The following is a 22095-nucleotide window of genomic DNA, read 5'->3' as shown; positions in this document are numbered from 1 at the left end:
TTTTTCAGTTTAAAGCCTTGATTAGTATGTCATAACGTCAATATTTCAGAAGTTCCAATAGCTCGATTTCAAATCTGGATTTCGGTAAATACTGTTCTTCAAGCTGCCCTATAAAAGGAATAGGTGTTTCCATACTTGCTACTCTTTTTACCGGGGCATCCAAAGATTCGAAACATTGTTCCATAATCATAGCAGAAAGATCTGAAGCAATACCTCCAAATAAAGAATCTTCTTGTAAAATGATGGCTTTTCCAGTTTTTTTGACAGAAGTTAATATGGCTTCCGTATCTAAGGGTTGTAAGGTTCTTAAATCAATTAAGTCGGCTTGAATGTTTGGGTGTTTTTCTAATACAGAAATAGCCCAATGCACGCCAGCTCCATAAGATATAATAGTAATTTCTTGACCTTCTTGTAATAGGGCTGCTTTTCCAAATGGCAACGTATAATAATCGGTTGGCACATCTTGTCTTACGGTTCTATATAATGCTTTATGTTCAAAGAATAGCACAGGATTTGGGTCATTTATAGCTGTTGCTAAAAGCCCTTTGGCATCATAAGGAAAAGCAGGATAAACCACTTTTAATCCTGGCGTTTTTGTAAACCATGCTTCATTTGTTTGGGAATGAAAAGGGCCCGCTGCCACTCCTGCTCCACAGGGCATTCGGACGACCACGTCCGCCTTTTGGTTCCAACGATAATGCACCTTAGCAAGATAATTTACAATCGGGTTAAAACCAGAACTCACAAAATCTGCAAATTGCATTTCCACCACAGATTTGATATTGGCAATAGATAGGCCCATTCCTACCTCAATTATGGAGGATTCACAAATAGGGGTGTTTCTTACACGATCTTTCCCAAAAGCCTCTACAAATCCTTCTGTAATTTTAAAGACGCCACCATAATCAGCAATATCTTGCCCCATTACGACCAACTCCGGATGTTTTTCCATAGACTGTTTCAAGCCAGTTGAAATGGCATCTATGAATCTTAATTCCTCCGTTTTTTCTTTATGGGCTACATGTTCGTATTCAAATGGATGATAAACGTCCCGTAGTTCGGTTTCCATGTCGGGTACAATAGTATCTTCAGTAAAAGCCATGTCTAAGGCTGTATCTATTTCGGCTTTTATTTTTGACCTAAAGACGTCATCATTAGTTTCCGTAAGTATGCCCTGTTCTATTAAAAATGACTTGAAATTATTCAGAGGATCTTTTTGTTGCCAAAAATCCATCAAATCCTGTGGCACATATTTGGTTCCACTTGCCTCCTCATGACCACGCATTCTAAAGGTTTTGAATTCAATCAAAACGGGTCTTGGGTTTTGACGCATACTTTCTGTTATTTCAGAAATTTTTTGGTAAACCTCAACAATATTATTCCCATCAATAATATGGGATTCCATCCCATAACCCACTCCTCTATCTGCCAAATTTTCGCAAAAATACTGCTCTGTAGTTGGGGTTGATAAACCATAACCGTTATTTTCTATACAGAATAACACGGGCAATTGCCACACAGAAGCCACATTCAAGGCTTCATGAAAATCTCCTTCACTTGTTCCTCCCTCTCCTGTAAAAACTGCTGTTACTTCTTGACGGTTTTTTAGCTTGCTAGCTAAAGCAATACCATCGGCCACACCCAATTGTGGACCTAAATGGGAAATCATTCCAATCAGTTTGTATTCTTGAGTTCCAAAATGAAATGAACGATCCCTGCCCTTGGTGAAGCCACTCATTTTTCCTTGCCATTGACAAAAAAGCCTAAATAAAGGAACGTTTCTTGTCGTAAAAACCCCTAAATTTCGGTGCATAGGAAGAATATATTCCTCATCTTTCATTGCCATAGTTACCCCAATAGATATGGCTTCTTGCCCTATTCCAGAGAACCATTTTGAAATTTTACCTTGACGAAGTAAAACCAACATCTTTTCCTCTATTAATCGAGGTTTCAACATGTTTTTGTAAAGATGTAATAAGGTGGTTTGGTCTATTTGATCAGTTTGATACTGCATATTTGATAAGGAAGACGGGTTTGAAATCATAAAAATTCATTTCTCAAATATATATAAAATGAGTCTTTAAAATATGACCCTAGGAGCCAAAATAGAATTCCATTCTTACTAATGTTTTCGTACATTTGTAAGAGACAGACTTAAATTTTTCAATATGAATAACATACCTAGTGTAAATCTTAAGGATTTTACATCTGGAGACCCTGAGCGAAAGCAAAAATTTGTTGATGAAATTGGTAAGGCTTATGAAGAAATAGGTTTTGTGGCCTTGAAAGGGCATTTTCTCGATGACAATTTGGTTGAGGATTTATATAAACAAATCAAATCCTTTTTTGATCTCCCGGTAGAAACTAAACAGAAGTATGAAATTCCAGGAATTGGAGGTCAAAGAGGCTACGTCTCTTTTGGAAAAGAAAGTGCGAAGGGTAAAAAAGAAGGTGATTTAAAGGAGTTTTGGCACTTTGGTCAATATGTGGAAGACAATCCGGAATTAGAGAAGGAATATCCAAAAAACGTTTCGGTTGAAGAGCTTCCAGAGTTTAATGAAGTGGGTAAAAGAACCTATAAAAAGTTGGAGGAAACTGCTAAATATGTGCTTCGGGCTTTAGCTTTACATTTAGGTTTAGAAGAAACCTATTTCGATAATTTCATTAAAAACGGAAATTCTATTTTAAGACCTATTCATTACCCTCCTATTAAAGAAGAACCTAAAGAGGCTGTTCGCGCTGCGGCACATGGTGATATCAATTTAATCACTTTGTTAATGGGTGCTCAAGGGAAAGGTCTTCAGGTACAAAACCATAAAGGTGAATGGATAGACGCCATCGCACAACCAGATGAGTTGATGATCAATGTAGGAGATATGCTTTCAAGACACACCAATAACAAGTTGAAATCAACCATCCATAGAGTGGTAAACCCTCCTAAAGAACTTTGGGGAACATCACGTTATTCCATACCGTTCTTCATGCACCCTATTAGTAGTATGAAATTGGACGTTTTGGATAATTGTTTAGATGATCAAAACCCAAAACTTTATGAGGATACCACAGCTGGAGAATTTCTAACTGAGCGTTTGATTGAGTTAGGCCTTATTAAGAAATAAAAACAGATGGATTTACAAGATCAATTAAAGAATTTGTTTCCAGATCATGTCCCCGAAAATCAAGAGGATTCCGTAGATCAAGAATCTGATATTTGGATGCAAGATGACCCCATAATCTGCAAATATGAAAAACGTAAAGGAAAACCTATTACCATTCTTGAGGGCTATACAGGCGCTACCGAAGATTTTAAAAAGCTAGCTAAAGAATTGAAGACAGCCTTAAGTGTGGGTGGTAGTTTTAAGGATGATAAAATTATTATTCAGGGAGACTACCGCGATAAAATTATGGTGATTTTAAAAGATAAAGGTTTTAATGTAAAAAGAGTTGGGGGATAAAAATGGAAACACTACATATCACAAATGGTTCAGTCTTAACTCAAAAATTATTAGAATTAGAGGTACAAGGAGATTACTTAACATGGGATGAAATGTTATGTGAAGGTCCTACAACTGAAAAAATTGATTCTAAGGAGTTTTTGGAGTTGAGGAGTGATTTCTTTAACAAGTTTTACAATTTGGAATTGGATAAGGATAAGTTCCATGAAGACATCAATAAACTATCGAATACTGAAAACTATTCAGAAATTGTATTGTGGTTTGAATATGACCTCTTCTGTCATATAAACATGCTAGCAGCAATCAATGTGATTAGGCAAAAGAAAATAAAATTACCCCTTTATCTGGTATGTAGTGGACGTATTGAAGGCGAGGACAATTTGAAAGGTTTGGGAGAATTGAATGCCAGTCAGCTTTTAAAACACTACAAGAATAAGGTCAAATTGACTGAAAATGATATGGAAGTGGCTTCTACCCTATGGAAAACCTATTGCGGTAAGGATCACAATTTATTCAAACCTTATATCATAAAAAACGACACAAATTTTCAATACTTAACCAATTGTCTTAAAGCACATCTGCAAAGATTCCCTGAGTCAAAAAGCGGTTTGAGTATTATCGAAGAGAATATTTTAGTGATCATTAGAGACAATGAAGTGAAATCAAGACATCATTTGTTGGGTTATATTCTAAATTACCAAGGTTACTATGGTTATGGAGATTTACAATTTCATCGGATTATAGAAAATTTGAAGATATTTTTTGATGAAACAGAAACACGAATAAAACTAAATAGAAAAGGACATGTTGCTTTACTTCGACAGACCAATTTTTCTTCTGAAGTTAACAATAATATAGATTACGGAGGTGTCAATAGATTGGATTTTCAATTTAGCACCAAAGAAAATAAACTTATAAAAACTCCTATAAATGCCTATTAAAGAGTCTGAACTCATTCTCAATCCAGACGGAAGCATTTACCATATCAATTTAAAACCAGAACAATTAGCTGATACGGTAATAGTAGTTGGCGATCCAAACCGTGTGGAGCGGGTAGCGCAACATTTTGACAACATCGAATTTAAGGTCAATAAAAGAGAGTTTTATTCTCAAACAGGTACGTTTAAAGGAAAGCGAATTACCGTTATTTCCACTGGAATAGGAACTGATAATATTGATATCGTTATAAATGAATTGGACGCATTAGCCAATATTGATTTTAATACGAGGACCGTAAAAGAGGAATTAAAGTCCTTGGATATCATTCGTATTGGTACTTCTGGATCGCTTCAAGAGCATATTCCTGTAGATAGTTTTGTTATCAGTGAATTCGGATTGGGTTTTGATAGTTTGATGTATTTTTATCAGTCTGAAAATATCTTATTTCCGGAAATTTCTCAGCATTTGATGACTCATCTAAATTGGGATAAAAACAAATCGAAACCTTACATTGTGGAATGTCATAGGGAATTGTTCACTAGATTGTCTTCAAATAAAACCTTTGATGGTTTTACGGCAACCAATGTTGGCTTCTATGGTCCACAAGGAAGGGTTCTCCGTTTACCATTGCAAGATGCTTCCTTCAATGATAAATTAGCAACCTTTGACTATAATGGTTTAGTAATAACCAATATGGAAATGGAAACGGCAGCTATTTATGGAATGGCACGTCTTTTAGGTCATAGGGCTGTATCCTTAAATGCTATTATCGCTAATCGAGCTACCGGAGAATTCACAGAAAACCCAAGGCAAGTAATTAACAATTTAATTGAATATACCCTTAATCAAATAGTGAATGAAGACAATTAATATAGGTGGTGTGCCAGAGCATTTCAATTTAGCTTGGTACCTCACTCTTAAAAATGGTGAATATAAAAGTAACGGTATTAATCTAAGGTGGAAAGATTACTACGGAGGTACGGGTGATATGTGTCAAGCCCTGAGAAATAAAGATGTGGACCTAGCTGTTATTTTGACTGAGGGTATAATCAAAGATATCGTAGAGGGAAATCCTAGTAGTATCATTCAGACTTTTGTAGAAACACCATTGTTATGGGGAATTCATGTGGCAAGTCATTCAAGGTTCCATCAAGTAGATGAATTGAAAGGCACTAAAGCTGCAATAAGTAGATATGGTTCAGGATCACATTTGATGGCCTATATCAATGCAGAAAACAATCAATGGGATATTCAAAACGATTTACAGTTTGAAGTTATTGATAATCTGAATGGCGCTATTGAGGGTTTGACAAATGAGACGGCCGATTATTTTATGTGGGAGAAGTTTACAACAAAGCCTATAGTAGACCAAGGTGTTTTCAGAAGAATAGGACAATGCCCTACTCCTTGGCCTTGTTTTGTTATTGCTGTTAGAAATGAATTCTTGGAAGAAAATAAATCGGATGTACAAACTATTTTAAATATCATAAACAATACCACTTCAGAATTTAAAGATATTCCCAGTATTGATAGAATGATAGCAAACCGATATGAACAAAAAATTGAGGATGTTAGAGAATGGCTAGCCCTAACCGAGTGGTCTCAAAGTGTTATTGATAAAAAAACTGTTGAAAATGTGCAAAGAAAACTTAAGGCACTAAACATCATAGAAGACACCTTGGAATATGATAAGATTGTAACTAATATTTGATAATTCTATACAATTTAAAGGAATAACGGACAATGTTTTAATGATTAATCAATTGTACGTCTAAAAAATTTAGTTTTTTTCAATGAATCTATTATATTTGTAAACATTATTTTATTTAAATAACAGGGATTTTGATCACGATAGTTTTGATTTTAACGGGATTAGTTGCTTTTAACTTTCTACTTCTCATAGTTAGCTGTAATAAAACCACAAAAAAAGAAATTGTTTCTGCTGAAGCACCAGATCAACCTACTGTATTACTATCCAAACCTAAAATTACCAATCCAAAGGCGCAAAGCCAGCTTGCTCCAACAGGGAGTTAGTTTTACTGAAATGTTTATTTCCAAACCAATAGCCTCTATTGGCACTTAATGGAGATGGATGACCAGAGGTTAGAATATGGTGTTTTTTGGAATCAATTAGTTTCGCTTTGTTCTTAGCAAATCCACCCCATAGTAAAAATACAACGTCTTTTTTGTGATTGCTGATTGTTTGGATTACAGCATCGGTAAATGACTCCCAACCTTTCTTTTGATGGCTTCCAGCTTGATGAGCTCGCACCGTTAAAGTAGCATTCAACAATAACACACCTTGATTAGCCCATTTGGTTAAATTTCCACTTTGAGGATAAGGCACTTCTAAATCGGATTCAATTTCTTTAAAAATATTAATTAGCGATGGTGGGTGAACAATTCCTTCATTTACAGAAAAACAAAGTCCGTGGGCTTGATTTGGACCATGATAAGGATCTTGACCAATAATTACCACTTTTACTTGATCAAACGGACATAAATCAAAAGCATTAAATATTTGATTTCCTGGAGGGAAACATGTATTATGGGCATATTCGTCTTTTACAAAACGCACCAAATCCTTAAAATAATGCTTGTCGAATTCTTCATTTAAATAGGCGTTCCAGCTGGATTCAATTTGAACTGTCATTTTTAAGTCCTCTTATTTTAGGAAACTAAATTAATACTATCTTTAAACTTATTAAAAACATCCAACCTTGAAAAAAATTAAATTCCCAACAGCTCAGACCATCTTGTTGATTATCTGTGCGTTCTCTGCTTTATTAACTTGGTTGATTCCAGCTGGAAAATATGATACGTTGGTTTTTGATTCAGAAAAAGGCGTTTTTAGCCAAATAGGATTAACTAAAACCACCCAGTTGGAAGCTTCTCAGAGTACGCTTGAAGAATTAAATGTAAAAATTCCTATTGAAAAGTTCACCTCTGGAGATATTTACAAACCTATTGCTATTCCTGGAACTTATAAAGAAGTAATCGCTAATCCTCAAGGACCAATTGAATTTATAATGGCTCCGGTAAAGGGGATTATTCAAGGTGCAGATATTATTTTTTTAGTCCTAATAATAGGAGGTCTTATAGGCATAATGAATAAGACAGGTGCTTTTGATGCTGGAATTAGTAAGTTAGCAAATTCCTTGAAAGGACATGAATATGTTTTAATAATTTTAGTGACAACCCTAGTTTCTATTGGTGGAACCACATTCGGATTGGCTGAAGAAACCATTGCCTTCTACCCCATTTTAATCCCCATGTTTTTAGCCGCAAAATACGATGCTATGGTGCCCCTAGCAGCTATTTATTTAGGGACTTCCATAGGAACTATGTGTTCCACAATCAATCCTTTTAGTACCATTATAGCATCAGATTCTGCGGGTATCAGTTGGACAACAGGACTCATCCCAAGAGCTATATTTTGGGTGATAGGAACTACGATTTGCATTCTTTATATTCTTAAATATGCCAAAAAGGTGAAGAATGATCCCCAACTTTCCATAATTTCAGATCAAAGGGAAGAAATAAGTGCCCTTTTCGCAATCAAATCAACTTCAGACTTGAAACTAACGCCTAGATTACTTTTTATTTTGGCTGTTTTTGCACTTTGCTTTATCATTATGATATTAGGTGTCTCCATTTTTGGTTGGTGGTTTGAAGAAATGACTGCCGTTTTCTTAGCTGGAGCCATTATTATTGGTTTCATTTCAAAAATGAAGGAGGTTGAATTTGTTGAAACCTTTGTCAATGGCGCTTCCGATTTATTGGGAGTTGCTTTAATTATAGGAATTGCTCGAGGAGTCTCTGTTTTATTAGATGAAGGATTAGTTTCAGATACTTTACTTTACCATGCCAGTAATGTTACTGGTGGTATGAACAAAGGCGTTTTTGCAAATGTAATGCTGTTTATTTATAGCGGTCTGTCATTTTTTATCCCAAGTTCATCTGGAATGGCAGTCTTGACCATGCCTATCATGTCACCTTTAGCTGATAATGTGGGATTTGGAAGAGAAGTAATTGTAAATTGCTACCAATATGGCATGGGATTATTTGCATTTATAAATCCGACAGGATTGATTTTAGCTTCTTTAGCCATTGTTAAAGTTGGTTTTGATAGATGGTTGAAATTTTGCTTGCCTCTGTTGTTTATTTTAATGATAATCACTATGTTATGGTTAATAGCTTCCATTTATTTATTTTAATAATTCATTTGCTTTCAGAATGAAAATCAATTCTTTAACTTTTCTTTAGCAATTTTAAATTAAATCGTCTACTTTTGATATTCTTTGTAAAAAGAATAAGCTATGCTATTAATCATTACCCTAACTCTACTAATGCTAGTAGGCATTAATTTTTTATTGTTATTTTTTAGTTCCAACAAAACTAACACTAAAAGAAAAAAAAGTAATCCTCCCCTTATTATTAGGGAACATAAAGAGGAAAGTTATCCGCCTTTATTGGTTGTTGATAATGCCTAAACCTTTTTTAAGGTCTTTAAAGCACTTTTTTTAAATTCTAGTTTAGAATTCACGGATTACTTTTTCCAAAAGTTAACTTTTTTACCTTTAAGTCTTACTTTTGCATCATTGTATACTTAAGATTTCAATGATTCATATCCATAAAAAAACATTACAGGATTTAGAATATTATAAAGTTCTAGAACAAGTCAGTGATTATGCTATTACATCTCTTGGCCGGGAAGCTTGTATGGCCATATCTCCAGAAAAAACTCAAGAAGCGGTTTTGGAGAGTCTGAATCTGACCAATGAATTTTTAGCATCCTATGAAAATGAAAACCGCATTCCCAATCATGGATTTGAGCCTATTACAAAAGAAATAAGACTATTAAATATTGAAAATTCCTTTCTGGAGGTTAGCAGTATTAGAAAAATAAGTTCCCTTTCAGCTACTTCCAATAGTATCATTGTATTCTTAGATAAATTCCATGAATATTATATTCATTTAAATGCCAAGGCTTCTCAAATTGAGGTTACAAAAGCAATTATTAATAAAATAGATGCCGTAATTGATCGATTTGGAGATATTAAAAATTCAGCATCACCCCTACTTTATGATTTAAGACAACAAATTAATAAAGTAAAAGGAAGCATCAATCAAAGCTTTACAACAGCTCTTAATAACTATAGCTCCCAAGATCTTTTGGATGATATTAGGGAAACTGTAGTTGATAACAAAAGAGTGTTGGCTGTTAAGGCTATGCATAGAAAAAAGGTAAGAGGATCCATACTGGGAGGAAGTAAAACTGGAAGCATTGTTTACATTGAACCTGAAGATACGTTACGATTTACGAGGGAACTCAACAATTTAGAGTATGAAGAAAAAGAAGAGATTACTCGAATTTTGAAGGAACTCACCAATTTTATTAGACCTTACAGAGAGCTTTTAATTCAATACCAGATTTTTTTAACTGAAATGGACGTCATATCTGCTAAGGCTAAATATGCAGAATCCATGAATGGTGTCCTGCCAACCATAAACCAAGAAAGAGTATACGATGTCAAGGATGCTTATCATCCGCTATTATATCTTACCAATAAAAAAAAGGATGTAAAAACATATCCACAGAGTATTTATTTAGATCAGGAAAGCCGAATAATTGTCATTTCCGGACCAAATGCAGGAGGAAAAAGTATCACATTGAAGACAATTGGTCTCTTGCAGGTTATGTTGCAAAGTGGGATGCTTATTCCCGTCCATGAAAGAAGCTCTGTATGTATTTTTGATAGGATTTTGAGTGATATTGGCGATAATCAGTCTATTGAAAATCATCTGAGTACTTATTCCTATCGCTTGAAACAAATGAATTATTTCTTGAAAAAGTGTAACGATAACACCCTTTTCTTGATTGATGAATTTGGAACTGGGAGTGATCCTGAATTGGGAGGAGCATTGGCTGAAACATTTTTAGAAGAATTCTACGGAAGAGAAGCGTTTGGAATTATTACAACACACTATTCCAATTTAAAAATATTGGCTAATGAGTTACCTCACATGAAAAACGCCAACATGCTTTTTGACGAAAAGACCTTGGAGCCCATGTACCAATTAGTTATAGGGCAAGCTGGGAGTTCTTTTACCTTTGAAGTGGCTCAAAAAAATGGTATCCCATATAGCCTTATTAATAAAGCCAAGAAAAAGATTGAGCGAGGAAAGGTGCGATTTGATCAAACCATTGCCAAACTTCAAAAGGAGCGATCCAAATTGGAAAAAACGGAACGTTCCCTGAAGCAAAATGAAATTAAAAAACTTAATGAAGCAGAAAGGCTTGAAGAGACCAACCAGAGAATTCAGAGAAAACTGGAGGACTACCAAGAGTTATACGATACAAATCAGCGCTTGATTTACTTAGGTCAAAAGCTAGATGGTTTGGCTGAAACCTATTTCAACAACAAACAGAAAAGAGATTTAATGAACGAATTGTTTAAATTGGTTCAAATTGAAAATTCCAAACGTAAAAAGAAAACAAAGAAAGAGGCTCAAGTAGAAAAATCGAAAGCCCAAAAAGTTCAAAAAGAGGCTGAAAAGAAAGTTGAAGTGATTCGACAAAAGAAAAAAGAGGAAAAGAAAAAGGCCCAAGTAGAAGCTTCAAAACCAAAAGCTAGACCAAAATTAAAGGTTGGGGACCGTGTTAGATTAGAAGATGGACGGGCCGTTGGTAGCATTGATAAAATAGAAAAGAATAAAGCAGTTGTTAATTATGGGCTTTTCACGACCAATGTAAGTTTGGAACAATTGGAATTGGTTGAGGCCGTAAAAGCAAAATGATTGAAATCCCAGAACATAAAGAGTTGATTTTATTTGATGGTGTTTGTAACCTTTGCGATAGCTCCATACAGTTTATCATTAAGCACGACAAACATAATACGTTTTTGTTTACACCTTTACAAAGTGAACTCTCTCAAAGTATCATTGAACAGTTTGGTATTGATACTCAAAAAATAGACTCCATTATTTTATTCAGAAAGAATGAAGGGGTATTTTACAAATCAACGGCTGCCCTTAAAATAGCATCCAAACTAAAATTTCCAATAAATATTCTTGCAAGCTTTATCATTCTTCCAAAACTCATAAGGGATACCGTTTATGATTTTATTGCCAGGAACAGGTACACTTGGTTTGGAAAAAAAGAATCTTGTATGATTCCTACACCAGAATTAAAAGCCAAATTTATAGAATAAAAAAAAAGGTCTTGGGATATGCAAGACCTTTTTAAACTTAATAACTTACCAAAAAATTAAAACTAAAATACGTAGTTATAGCACTAAGTTTATTTTACTAACCGGTATCAAACATAGCAAACATCCTCACAATATTGCGTAATTTTCGATAAAGTGACCAAAAAATTTGTTTTGTTAAAATTTTGTGCAAAAAAATTCCGTGAAATGCATTAATGATCTGGTTTTGAAAGTTCTATTTATAAACCACGTTTACTCATTAAATTTACCACTTCCCTAACTCAAAGGTCCAATTCCCTCAATTATGGTTTCAAAATTTAAGATTCAAAAGTAAATTAGAATTGAAATAAAGCCTTAGAGCATAAGTTAATTGGCCCCTAACTTCCGTTAGTTAGGATAGAACCAATTCTCAAATCTTGAAAGTCTACCCTTGATTTGAGTTACAGTGTTGAGAAGTGCTGTTAGACAAGACATACTCTGAGGCTTTTCATTTCCTATTTCACCAAAGTTCCCCATTCTGTCCAAGAGCCATCATATACAGATAATTCTTTATAACCAATCATTTCTGCCCCAAGAGCTAATATACAAGCAGTAATACCAGATCCACAACTAAAAACCATGGGTTTGTCTTGTTCGGCCACTGTATCAAATAACTTTTTCAGAACCTCTTTAGATTTAAACTCTCCATTCTCCAAAAGATTTTCAAATGGTAAATTTTTCGAAGTAGGAATATTTCCAGCACGTAACCCAGCCCTTGGTTCTTCTTCTAAGCCAAGAAATCGACTTTCAGAACGGGCATCTACAATAGTATGTGATTTATTATGAACCATATCTTCCATATCCTTAAAAAAGGCCATGAAAGAAGGATCGAGTTTTGCTGAGAAATCGCCAATGGTTCCAGTATAATCTTCATATGGTTCCAACCCAAATCCAGCTTTTTTCCAAGAAGGTAATCCACCATTTAATACGGCCACATTAGTATGTCCAAAAGCTTTAAACATCCACCAGACTCTGGCACTTGAATAGATACCTTGTTCATCTAAAACAATAATACAACTGTTATCCCTAATCCCTAAAGATTTTGCTTCAGTTACAAATTGCTCCAAACTTGGAAACGTATTGGGAAAGGGAGCGGTACCATCACTAAATCTCGTTTTTATATCAAACAAACGAGTTTTAGGAATTTGCATTTCAGAGATGATATTTGTAGAATCAGTTTGTGGTTTCCCTAAGGAAGCATTTAAAATCACCAAATCAGGATGATTCAAATGTTCTTTTAGCCATTTTATTGAAACTAATGGAGATGAAACTTGTAGCATAAACTATCTATTCGGATTTGTAATTGTCATCCCATTTTTTTTCATGAGGCTCACCAAGTTTTCCAACTGATTTAGCTACTAACATTGAAACAGCAGCATCACCAGTTACATTAACGGTGGTTCTACACATATCTAATGGTCTATCTACAGCAAATATAAGTGCTAAACCTGCTTCAGGGATTCCTGCTTGAGCCAAAACAATAACAAGCATTACCATACCGGCTCCAGGTACTGCTGCACTACCTATTGATGCAAGAGTGGCCGTTGCAATAATTCCCATTTGAACACTAAAGCTTAAATCCATACCAAAAGCCTGAGCTATAAATACAGCAGCTACAGCTTGATATAAACTGGTTCCATCCATGTTAATTGTGGCTCCTATGGGCAACACGAAACTAGTAACCTCTTCTTCCACTCCCAAGTGCTCTTCTACCCTTTCCATGGTAACAGGTAAGGTTGCGGCACTACTACTCGTTGAAAAGGCCAAAAGTTGGGCGGGTGAAATACCATTTATAAAAAAGGAAGGTGTTTTTTTGGTGAAAATCCATACAATTAACGTGTAAAAGCACAACATTAAAAACAAACCAAAAACAACACATAAAGCATACCATGCTAGCGCTTTAAACAAATCGGCACTTGGAGCCTCTACAACTAAGGCAGCCAAAAGGGCAAAAACGCCATAGGGCGCCCCCAGCATGATAATATCAATTAATTTTAGAATGACTTCATTAAAGCCATCAAAAAAGGCTTTAACAGGTTTGGAATGTTCTTCTGGAATAAGAATAAGTCCAATGCCAAAAAAGATAGCAAAGAAAATAACCTGAAGCATATTGCCATTATCACTTGCTGCATTAAAAATATTACTTGGGACCAAATCTTCCAGAGCTTTTAAAGGACCCGCATTTTTTTGTTCGTTGGCTGCAGAAATCTTTGAATCTGCATCACCTTTGTAACTTTCAGTAAGCTCAGTACGGGTTTCTTCGGTAATGGTCTTTCCTGGTTGGATGATGTTTACAATGCTTAACCCAATTGAAACTGCAACAACGGTTGTAATAATATAGGTTACAATCGTTCGACCTCCCATTTTAGACAATTTTGAAATATCCTTTAAGTCTGAAACACCTTTGATAAGTGACGCAAGTATTAACGGAACAGCAATCAATTTTAAAAGGTTAATGAAAATATTCCCAAAGGGTTTAATCCAATCGGTTACAAATTGGCTACCCCATTCAAAATTGGTCATAATTAGGGCAAATACAACACCTAATACCATTCCTAAAAGGATTTGCCAATGCAATGCTAGTTTCTTCATAAAATCTTATTTGTAAACTTTGTTTTGTAAATAGAAATCAGCCAAAACAAGAGCTGCCATGGCTTCAACAATGGGGATAGCTCTTGGAACAACACATGGGTCGTGTCTTCCCTTCCCCTGCATTTCTACTAAGTTACCTTCATTATCTATGGTTTCTTGTTTCTGGATGAGTGTCGCCACTGGTTTAAAAGCCACTCTAAAATAGATGTCCATCCCATTGCTGATACCGCCTTGAACACCACCTGATAAATTGGTTTTGGTTGTGCCATCAACATTAAATGCATCATTGTGCTCACTACCTAACATCTGCGCGCCACAAAAACCACTTCCGTATTCAAATCCTTTCACAGCATTGATTGAAAGCATTGCTTTTCCCAATTCGGCATGTAATTTATCAAATACGGGCTCTCCCAATCCAATAGGTACATTTTGAAGAACACAGGTAATGGTTCCTCCAATGGTATCTCCAGCTTTACGGACCTCTTTAATCCTATTAATCATTGTTTGGGCTACCTCTGGGTCTGGACACCTCACTGCATTGTCTTCAATTTTAGAAAAATCTAAAGCTTGATAGGGTTTTTCAAGAAAGATGTTGCCCACAGAAGAGGTATATGCATTAATCTTTACTTGATTAAGGACTTGTTTTGCTATGGCTCCGGCTACAACCCTACTGGCAGTTTCTCTTGCAGAACTGCGACCTCCCCCTCGATAATCTCTAAAACCATATTTTTGGTCGTAGGTATAATCGGCATGACTTGGTCTATATACATCTTTGATGTGTGAATAATCCTTAGATTTTTGATTGGTGTTTTCAATTGAAAATCCAATGGGGGTTCCTGTCGTTTTACCTTCAAAAATTCCAGACAAAAATGTTACCGCATCTGGTTCTTTTCTTTGAGTTACAATATCAGATTGTCCAGGTTTCCGTCTGTCCAACTCCTTTTGAATTGCCTCAAAATCCAATTCAATTCCCGGAGGACAACCATCTATGATTCCGCCTATTGCGACTCCATGTGATTCTCCAAAGGTGGTAATCCTGAATACGTTTCCAAAGGAATTTCCTGCCATACAATTTAATTTTTGCTAATGTAACGGTATTATTACAGATTACAAAAACACTCTGATACCTAACATCACTACAAAAAGCGTTTTTAGATTACAATTCCTTAACAAATTACTCACAGTTAATTAATTGACGCATAATGATTAATTAATATTAGACCAAGTAATTTGTAACATAAAATAATACACCCTTTTGAAACTTAAACGGAAAGTAGAAATAGCAGTCATATCAGATGTCCATTTGGGAACTTATGGATGTCATGCCAAACACCTACTCACTTACCTCAACAGTATTCAGCCAAAGAAACTTATTCTTAATGGTGATATTATTGATATATGGCAGTTTAGTAAACGTTATTTTCCAAAATCCCACTTAAAAGTAATCAAGAAGATCATGGATTTTGCATCTGATGGTGTCGAAGTCATCTATATTACAGGAAACCATGATGAAATGCTCCGGAAATTTAGTGGGACTAGTATTGGAAATATATCCATAGTTGATAAAATCGTTTTGAACCTTGATGGGAAGAAAGCTTGGTTTTTCCATGGTGATGTTTTTGATGTTTCTATTCAAAATGCTAAATGGCTCGCCAAACTGGGAGGTTACGGTTATGACCTACTGATATTGATAAATCGATTGGTTAATTGGGGGTTAGAACATGTCGGAAAAGAAAAATACTCCCTCTCAAAAAGGATCAAGAGTTCTGTTAAAAGAGCCGTCAAATATATTCAGGATTTTGAGTCTGTGGCTTCTGATTTGGCTATTGAAAATGGTTATGATTATGTGATATGCGGACATATTCATCAACCTAAAATGTTAGTTAAGGAGAATAAATTAGGACAGACTACTTACCTGAATTCTGGTGATTGGGTGGAAAATTTTACTGCTTTAGAATATCAATTTAAACGTTGGAAAATTTATAACTACAATCATGACAAATTAACGCCCTTTTTCATGGATGAAGATGTCAAAGAAATGGAGTTCTCAGATTTAATTGCCGCCATTACGGTTGTTAAAAACCCTAAAAAAGATAAAAAATCAGATTAGGGCTTCTTTTAGAATGCTTATTGGGTGTTTTGCTTCCCTTTTAGTTCCGTCTTTAATTTGATGTCTACAACTTGTGCCATTTGCGGCAATAACCACCTGCTCATCACTTCTTCTAATAGTTGGAAACAATGAATTCTCTCCTACTTTCATGCTAGTTTCATAGTGTTCCTTCTCATATCCAAAACTTCCGGCCATACCACAACACCCGCTATTGATAATGGTGACTTTGTAATTCTCTGGAAGATTAAGGATATTAAAAGAGTGAATTTGATTGCTTAAGGCCTTTTGGTGACAGTGCCCATGAAATTTGATAGTTTTGGATTCCTTGGTAAATTGATTGGGACTAATGTTACCAATAGCTATCTCATTACTTAGAAATTCTTCCAATAAAAAAGTATGTTTTGCCAAGGTCTTTGCGGTATCCAAATCATCTGCAAGTCTTAAATAGTCATCCCTAAAACTTAAAATGGCTGAGGGTTCAATACCTATTAACGGCTTCTCTTCACTAACCAAATTTTTATATAACAAAATATTTCCGTCAGCCAGATTTTTAGCTTCTTTTAAAAATCCTTTTGAAATCATGGCTCGTCCTGATTCTTCATTTTGAACCAAGTTCACTTTGTATCCCAAACGAGTTAAAACGTCTATAGCGTCTATCCCAATGGAAGTATCCAAATGGTTCGTGAATTCATCGTTGAACAGATAAATTTCCTTAATATAATTTTCTGTAACTATTTTATTTTTATTTGTTTGAAACCACTTATATAAACTTTTAGTTGATATTTCAGGAAGTGTTCGTTCTCTAGCTACTCCTAAGCTTGATTTAATAAAACTAGAGGTAATTGTATTAGAAAACATCCAATTGGTCATCCTTGGAAATATACTTCCAAACTGGTTAAATTGGTTGTTTCGCGCAAATACCTTATCCCGAAGAGACCAACCGTTTTGTTGGTGGTACTGGTATAAAAACTCGGCTTTTAAACTAGCTACATCTACACTGCTCGGGCATTCGCTAGTACAAGCTTTACAGCTAAGACAAAGGTCAAATACATCTTTTAGTTCTTTATTGTCAAATCTATTTGATTGCTCTGATTGGGTTAAAAACTCTCGTAAAGCATTAGCCCTAGCTCTAGTCGTATCCTTTTCATTTCTAGTGGCACGATAACTAGGACACATCACCCCACCAAAATCCTGTGGTTTTCTGCAATCTCCAGAACCATTACATTTTTCAGTTTCACGTAATATGCCTTGAGAAGTTTCGAAATTCAAAATGGTTTTGATTTCGGGTTCTACCCTATCCGCTTCAAATCTTAACGAGGCATCCATTGGATAGGCATCCACTATTTTACCAGGATTAAATATGTGATTTGGATCAAACGCTGATTTAATTCTCTTTAAAATGCCATAATTTAATTCGCCAATCATAAGGGGTATAAATTCAGCTCTCACGATACCATCACCATGTTCGCCGCTCATTGAGCCTTGGTAGCTCTTAACCAATTTGGCAACAGCGGTGGTGATTTCCCTAAAAAGGACAACATCTTCTTTTTTCTTTAGATTCAAAATGGGTCTTAGGTGCAATTCTCCGGCACCAGCATGAGCATAATAGATAGCTTTCTGGCCAAATCCGTCCATTAATTTGGTGAAACTTTCAATATAACTTGATAAATCTTCCAAAGCTACGGCTGTATCTTCAATACATGCAGCAGATTTTTTATCACCTACCATGTTCCCCAACAATCCCAATCCGGCTTTTCGCAATTCCAAGGCTTTATCTATATTTTCTCCTTGCAGAATAGGATGAGCATAACTTATTCCTTGTGCATCAATGAGGTCTAATAATTCCTTTGTTTGAAGTTCCAATGACTCCTTAGAAGTGGCTCGGAGTTCACACATAAGAATAGCCATGGGGTCTCCTACTATGAAACGTCTATTTTCCTGCTGCGTCTTATTGTGTTTAGTTAAATCAAGGATGGTTTTATCCATCATCTCACAGGTGTGGAGATTATGACTCATTAAAGGTGCCACAGCATTAAGACAATCAGAAATACTATTGAAGTGGCAGGCAATCATAACGCTTTCCTTGGGAGGTATATCATCAAGTTGCAAGGTGATTTCAGTTGTAAAAGCCAGGGTGCCTTCACTACCAGCCAGTAATTTACACATGTTAAACATGTCTCCTTCTTCGGTATAAACATGCGATTTTAGAAGCTCATCAATGGCGTAGCCTGTATTTCTTCGATGTATCTGAGGTTTTGGAAATTCTGCAATTATTCTAGTTTGGTTTTCAGGATTGGATAACTCCGAATGAATCGTTCTGTATATTTCACCTTCTAATGTTTCTAATTTTAATTTTTCTTGAAATTCTGAAGGTGATAAAGATTCAAAAGTAACTTCAGAACCATCACTCAAAAGGGTTTTTAATCTTATGACCTTATCTCTAGTTACGCCATATTGTATGGAAGTAGTTCCTGAAGAGTTATTACCTACCATGCCTCCAATCATACATCTGTTAGAAGTAGAAGTATTGGGGCCAAAAAACAAACCATAAGGCTTTAAATATAAATTGAGAGTATCTCTTACCACACCTGGCTGTACAGTGACCTGCTTTTTTTGAAGATCAAGATCAAGGATTTTTGTGAAATGTTTTGAGACATCAACCACAATACCTTCCCCCACACATTGTCCCGCCAAAGAGGTTCCAGCGGTCCTTGGAATTAACGACGTTTTATAGGTTTTAGCAGTCTCTATTAAAATTTGTAGGTCATTCGTTTCCAAAGGGTATGCTACCCCTAAAGGTATTTTTCTATACACGGAAGCATCAGTTGCATATAGGGCTTTCATCAAGCTGTCCTCAAAGTACTCTCCCTTCAAATGATTTTTTAAATACTCTTTTATCATAGAATATAACTGGCCTTTCAGCGTTTTTACATTGTTTAAAATTAAGACTACTTAACGAATATTAACAAAACATTGTCACTTTTTTTAACACAATTATTGTTTAATAATTTAATTTTGACATTAAACATTTAATCGAATTTTATGAAAAAACTAATTTTAATTGCATTAGCCTTTGTTGCTTTTACAAGTTACACTCAAGCTCAGGAAATTTCTAAAAATGCCATCGGACTCCGTCTTGGAGACAGTAATGGTTTTGGTGCCGAAGTTTCCTACCAACGTGCCATCGGTGATAACAATCGTTTGGAATTTGATTTGGGCTGGAGAACTGGAAATTATTATGACGGTGTGAAATTAATAGGTTTGTACCAATGGGTTTGGAATATAGATGGAGGTTTTAATTGGTATGCTGGTCCTGGTGCTGGATTTGCAGCCTATAGTTTTGATCACGACCATTATTATAATCATCCGAATTTCCATGATCATGATGACAAAGATGCATTTATCATCTTAGCAGGTACGGTGGGTATTGAATATTCATTTGATTTCCCGCTACAACTGTCATTAGACTTAAGACCAGAACTAGGATTTGGGGATAGTTATTATGATAATAACGACCTAGATTTTGATGTAGGACTAGGTGTTAGATATCAATTCTAAACCGATAATATTATATAAAAATGCACCCGTAAGAGGTGCATTTTTATTTTCATATTTACATTTTTTTTATTACCATGTTAATATGAAATATCTTTTTATTTTTATTCTGATTCCATTAACTATGCATGCCCATATTACTGCACCTGATCCAATTAAGAGTGAAGTTGAAAAAGCGCTATCCTATTATCCTTCCTTAAAGGATATTAAAATTCAAATTAAATTTAAAGAACATATCAAAAAGTCTACCATGCAGGCCAGACCAACTTTTGGGAGCATGTTTAAGGACCGTGAACAGCGAGAATATATTATTTTAATAAGCCGAAGGTTTAAAATTTCAGGTAAAGAATTTTTGACTACTCAAGTGCCAAAAGAGGTCTTGATAGGTTGGATTGGACATGAATTAGGCCATATAGTCGATTATCAAAATCGGTCGAAATGGGATCTCCTTTGGTTTGGATTAAAATATATCACTTCGGAAAACTACATCAAAGAAGCCGAAAGGATGGCAGATACTTATGCCGTAAACCACGGAATGGAATATTATATTTTAAAAACTAAAAATTTCATTTTAAATCACGCCGAAATAAATCAAACCTATAAGAATAGGATCAAAAAATATTATTTATCCCCTGAGGAAATCATGGTTTTGGTTGCTGAGAGAGATCAATAATCAGCTATAAATTCTTCCCAAGTCTTAAACTTTTCCTCATTCATAACACGTTCCATCTTAACTTGTCCTCCCTTTTTCTTGTTTCTTTCATTCCAATCGTAAAACCTTTCTGGAGAAATCAAAGTCACCTTAACACCTTTTAAAGCTTTGCTCCTAGCTACTTTATAATTTTTGTTGGCATCCTTTAAAAAAGCATCTAATTTCTCAGAAACTTCTTGAGCTTTTTCAGAAGAAATATCACATCCCAAATACCAGCAATGATAAAATTCTTCGTCCGCTTCTCGTTTGGCACAAATTGTATATTCTGGAATTTTTGCAGAAAAAACTTCTTCCAAATGCCTCATGGCATCATCCATTTTGTTGACAGAAAGCTGAGACCCTACTGTATTCAGAAAGAATTTGGTACGTCCCGTAATTTTAATTTCTGCACGATCTTTATCTGTAAAGGCAATGGTGTCTCCAATGATGTACCTCCATGCCCCACTTACGGTACTAATAATTAAGACGTATTCCTTATCATTTTCAACATCAGCCAAGGTTATGGAAGGTGCATCTTCTGTAAGCGAACCGTCCTGCTGAATGTACTCAGGTTCAAACGGCACAAACTCAAAATAAATACCATTATCTGTAATCAATTCCATAGATTGAGTCTCAGGTCTTGTTTGACACGCTATAAACCCTTCTGAAGCCAAATAAGTATCTATGACTGTTATGGGTTTCCCTAATAAGGCATTAAAACTTTTTTCATACGGCTTAAATGCAACTCCTCCAGAGGTATAAACTTGCAGATTGGGCCAGATTTCATGAATATTGTTCAACTTGTTATGTGAAATAACTTTTTCCATCATTAATTCCATCCAAGAAGGAATACCACTTAAAGCACCAATATCCCAATCTGCAGCACGTTCTGCAATAGTTTGGACACGCTCGTCCCAATCGTCTATTTTGGCAATATCTTCTCCGGGTTTGTAATACCCTCTAAACCAAAAAGGAATGTTGCTAGCGCTAATGCCACTAATTTCACCTTCCAAATGTTCCTTTCGCTCCCTTAAGTCGGTAGAGCTTCCCAGCATCATGATTTCCTTTTCAAAAAAGTCAGGAGGTAAATCAAAATTGGTCAGAGCAAAAACTTGTTTAACGCCTCCAGCCCTGATGGCTTCTATCATCTCATTAGTAACAGGAATACGTTTGCTTACTTTCCCGGTGGTGCCAGAACTCAATGCAAAATATTCTGGATTTCCAGGCCATGTTACGTTCTCGACACCTTCTTGGAGCTTATGCCACCATTCTTCATTGATTTTATTGTAATCATGATATGGTATTTTGGTAAAGGATGTGCCTGGATCTTCAGAATCCAAAATGGAATCAAAATTATATGCTTGACCAAAGGCGGTGTCCTTGGCTTTTTCAAGTAAGTTTTTTAGAACTTTTTTTTGCTCCTCGACGTGATTAGTTTCTGAAGAAAAAGTATCCTTTAAATCAATTACTCCTTTTATAATATTACCAAGTATCGCCATAAAT

General features: G+C 35.4%; 18 protein-coding genes. 11 read left to right on the top strand and 7 right to left on the bottom strand.

Annotation, left to right across the window (positions count from 1 at the left end; genetic code table 11):
• Nucleotides 1-37: 37 nt before the first annotated feature.
• A complete protein-coding gene (locus GZ212_RS06590; RefSeq protein WP_240923774.1) occupies nt 38-2014 on the bottom strand; it encodes a thiamine pyrophosphate-dependent enzyme in 1977 nt (658 codons plus the stop codon).
• 154 nt (nt 2015-2168) lie between these two features.
• On the opposite strand from GZ212_RS06590, the gene GZ212_RS06585 reads away from it, so the two are divergent.
• The 5 genes from GZ212_RS06585 to GZ212_RS06565 are packed head-to-tail and all read left to right on the top strand — an operon-like array spanning nt 2169 to nt 6105.
• On the top strand, nt 2169-3119 hold the full coding sequence (locus GZ212_RS06585) for an isopenicillin N synthase family oxygenase (RefSeq protein WP_166958365.1): 951 nt from the start codon (nt 2169-2171) through the stop codon (nt 3117-3119).
• A 6-nt stretch (nt 3120-3125) separates the two neighbouring features.
• Nucleotides 3126-3455 (top strand): translation initiation factor, encoded by a 330-nt coding sequence (locus GZ212_RS06580; RefSeq protein ID WP_053969941.1) that lies wholly within the window; start codon nt 3126-3128, stop codon nt 3453-3455.
• 2 nt (nt 3456-3457) lie between these two features.
• A complete protein-coding gene (locus tag GZ212_RS06575) occupies nt 3458-4396 on the top strand; it encodes a DUF1835 domain-containing protein (protein WP_206080401.1) in 939 nt (312 codons plus the stop codon).
• Nucleotides 4386-5264, top strand: coding sequence for a nucleoside phosphorylase (locus GZ212_RS06570; protein WP_166958364.1), 879 nt, complete (start codon nt 4386-4388; stop codon nt 5262-5264). The genes GZ212_RS06575 and GZ212_RS06570 overlap by 11 nt, the downstream gene beginning before the upstream one ends.
• Nucleotides 5251-6105 carry a substrate-binding domain-containing protein gene (locus GZ212_RS06565; RefSeq protein WP_053969938.1) on the top strand — a complete coding sequence of 285 codons (855 nt, stop codon included), beginning with the start codon at nt 5251-5253 and terminating at the stop codon, nt 6103-6105. The genes GZ212_RS06570 and GZ212_RS06565 overlap by 14 nt, the downstream gene beginning before the upstream one ends.
• Nucleotides 6106-6381: 276 nt before the next feature.
• Here the strand turns inward: GZ212_RS06565 and ung are convergent, their stop codons facing one another.
• Nucleotides 6382-7047 carry a uracil-DNA glycosylase gene (gene ung, locus GZ212_RS06560; protein ID WP_166958363.1) on the bottom strand — a complete coding sequence of 222 codons (666 nt, stop codon included), beginning with the start codon at nt 7045-7047 and terminating at the stop codon, nt 6382-6384.
• 67 nt (nt 7048-7114) lie between these two features.
• Here ung and GZ212_RS06555 point away from each other — a divergent pair, with 67 nt between their 5' ends.
• The 3 genes from GZ212_RS06555 to GZ212_RS06545 all read left to right on the top strand — a co-directional run bounded on the left by GZ212_RS06555 (nt 7115) and on the right by GZ212_RS06545 (nt 11608).
• Entirely contained in the window at nt 7115-8611 is a 1497-nt protein-coding gene (locus GZ212_RS06555; RefSeq protein ID WP_166958362.1) for a YfcC family protein, read from the top strand.
• 403 nt (nt 8612-9014) lie between these two features.
• Nucleotides 9015-11195, top strand: coding sequence for a DNA mismatch repair protein MutS (locus GZ212_RS06550; protein WP_166958361.1), 2181 nt, complete (start codon nt 9015-9017; stop codon nt 11193-11195).
• Nucleotides 11192-11608, top strand: coding sequence for a thiol-disulfide oxidoreductase DCC family protein (locus tag GZ212_RS06545; protein ID WP_166958360.1), 417 nt, complete (start codon nt 11192-11194; stop codon nt 11606-11608). The genes GZ212_RS06550 and GZ212_RS06545 overlap by 4 nt, the downstream gene beginning before the upstream one ends.
• Before the next feature lie 491 nt (nt 11609-12099).
• Here the strand turns inward: GZ212_RS06545 and GZ212_RS06540 are convergent, their stop codons facing one another.
• Genes GZ212_RS06540 through aroC form a run of 3 tightly spaced genes read right to left on the bottom strand, consistent with a single transcriptional unit; the run spans nt 12100 to nt 15304 of the window.
• On the bottom strand, nt 12100-12924 hold the full coding sequence (locus tag GZ212_RS06540; protein ID WP_166958359.1) for a sulfurtransferase: 825 nt from the start codon (nt 12922-12924) through the stop codon (nt 12100-12102).
• Between the two features lie 7 nt (nt 12925-12931).
• Nucleotides 12932-14236: a dicarboxylate/amino acid:cation symporter gene (locus GZ212_RS06535; RefSeq protein WP_166958358.1), complete on the bottom strand. Its 1305-nt coding sequence runs from the start codon at nt 14234-14236 to the stop codon at nt 12932-12934.
• A gap of 6 nt (nt 14237-14242) precedes the next feature.
• The gene (gene aroC / locus GZ212_RS06530; RefSeq protein ID WP_166958356.1) at nt 14243-15304 is read right to left on the bottom strand and encodes a chorismate synthase; all 1062 of its coding nucleotides are present in this window, start codon (nt 15302-15304) and stop codon (nt 14243-14245) included.
• A 187-nt stretch (nt 15305-15491) separates the two neighbouring features.
• On the opposite strand from aroC, the gene GZ212_RS06525 reads away from it, so the two are divergent.
• Entirely contained in the window at nt 15492-16346 is an 855-nt protein-coding gene (locus GZ212_RS06525; protein WP_166958354.1) for a UDP-2,3-diacylglucosamine diphosphatase, read from the top strand.
• Here GZ212_RS06525 and GZ212_RS06520 read toward each other — a convergent pair.
• A complete protein-coding gene (locus tag GZ212_RS06520) occupies nt 16338-19247 on the bottom strand; it encodes an FAD-binding and (Fe-S)-binding domain-containing protein (protein WP_166958352.1) in 2910 nt (969 codons plus the stop codon). The two genes, GZ212_RS06525 and GZ212_RS06520, sit on opposite strands and share 9 nt — an antisense overlap.
• Nucleotides 19248-19388: 141 nt before the next feature.
• On the opposite strand from GZ212_RS06520, the gene GZ212_RS06515 reads away from it, so the two are divergent.
• Together GZ212_RS06515 and GZ212_RS06510 are read left to right on the top strand one after the other, a co-directional pair.
• A complete protein-coding gene (locus GZ212_RS06515; RefSeq protein ID WP_166958351.1) occupies nt 19389-19904 on the top strand; it encodes a hypothetical protein in 516 nt (171 codons plus the stop codon).
• 82 nt (nt 19905-19986) lie between these two features.
• Nucleotides 19987-20574, top strand: coding sequence for a hypothetical protein (locus GZ212_RS06510; RefSeq protein WP_240923773.1), 588 nt, complete (start codon nt 19987-19989; stop codon nt 20572-20574).
• Here the strand turns inward: GZ212_RS06510 and GZ212_RS06505 are convergent.
• The gene (locus GZ212_RS06505; protein ID WP_166958349.1) at nt 20568-22091 is read right to left on the bottom strand and encodes a GH3 auxin-responsive promoter family protein; all 1524 of its coding nucleotides are present in this window, start codon (nt 22089-22091) and stop codon (nt 20568-20570) included. The two genes, GZ212_RS06510 and GZ212_RS06505, sit on opposite strands and share 7 nt — an antisense overlap.
• Nucleotides 22092-22095: the final 4 nt, after the last annotated feature.

This window comes from Mangrovimonas sp. CR14, from assembly GCF_011764015.1.
Classification (GTDB): Bacteria; Bacteroidota; Bacteroidia; order Flavobacteriales; family Flavobacteriaceae; genus Mangrovimonas; species Mangrovimonas futianensis.
This window is presented reverse-complemented; position numbering and strand designations above follow the sequence as displayed.

Excerpts from the sequence above, each read along its gene's own strand:
- GZ212_RS06590 (WP_240923774.1), bottom strand. The coding sequence starts at position 2,014 with ATGCAGTATCAAACTGATCAAATAGACCAAACCACCTTATTACATCTT.
- GZ212_RS06585 (WP_166958365.1), top strand. The coding sequence starts at position 2,169 with ATGAATAACATACCTAGTGTAAATCTTAAGGATTTTACATCTGGAGAC.
- GZ212_RS06580 (WP_053969941.1), top strand. The coding sequence starts at position 3,126 with ATGGATTTACAAGATCAATTAAAGAATTTGTTTCCAGATCATGTCCCC.
- GZ212_RS06575 (WP_206080401.1), top strand. The coding sequence starts at position 3,458 with ATGGAAACACTACATATCACAAATGGTTCAGTCTTAACTCAAAAATTA.
- GZ212_RS06570 (WP_166958364.1), top strand. The coding sequence starts at position 4,386 with ATGCCTATTAAAGAGTCTGAACTCATTCTCAATCCAGACGGAAGCATT.
- GZ212_RS06565 (WP_053969938.1), top strand. The coding sequence starts at position 5,251 with ATGAAGACAATTAATATAGGTGGTGTGCCAGAGCATTTCAATTTAGCT.
- ung (WP_166958363.1), bottom strand. The coding sequence starts at position 7,047 with ATGACAGTTCAAATTGAATCCAGCTGGAACGCCTATTTAAATGAAGAA.
- GZ212_RS06550 (WP_166958361.1), top strand. The coding sequence starts at position 9,015 with ATGATTCATATCCATAAAAAAACATTACAGGATTTAGAATATTATAAA.
- GZ212_RS06545 (WP_166958360.1), top strand. The coding sequence starts at position 11,192 with ATGATTGAAATCCCAGAACATAAAGAGTTGATTTTATTTGATGGTGTT.
- GZ212_RS06540 (WP_166958359.1), bottom strand. The coding sequence starts at position 12,924 with ATGCTACAAGTTTCATCTCCATTAGTTTCAATAAAATGGCTAAAAGAA.
- GZ212_RS06535 (WP_166958358.1), bottom strand. The coding sequence starts at position 14,236 with ATGAAGAAACTAGCATTGCATTGGCAAATCCTTTTAGGAATGGTATTA.
- aroC (WP_166958356.1), bottom strand. The coding sequence starts at position 15,304 with ATGGCAGGAAATTCCTTTGGAAACGTATTCAGGATTACCACCTTTGGA.
- GZ212_RS06520 (WP_166958352.1), bottom strand. The coding sequence starts at position 19,247 with ATGATAAAAGAGTATTTAAAAAATCATTTGAAGGGAGAGTACTTTGAG.
- GZ212_RS06515 (WP_166958351.1), top strand. The coding sequence starts at position 19,389 with ATGAAAAAACTAATTTTAATTGCATTAGCCTTTGTTGCTTTTACAAGT.
- GZ212_RS06510 (WP_240923773.1), top strand. The coding sequence starts at position 19,987 with ATGAAATATCTTTTTATTTTTATTCTGATTCCATTAACTATGCATGCC.
- GZ212_RS06505 (WP_166958349.1), bottom strand. The coding sequence starts at position 22,091 with ATGGCGATACTTGGTAATATTATAAAAGGAGTAATTGATTTAAAGGAT.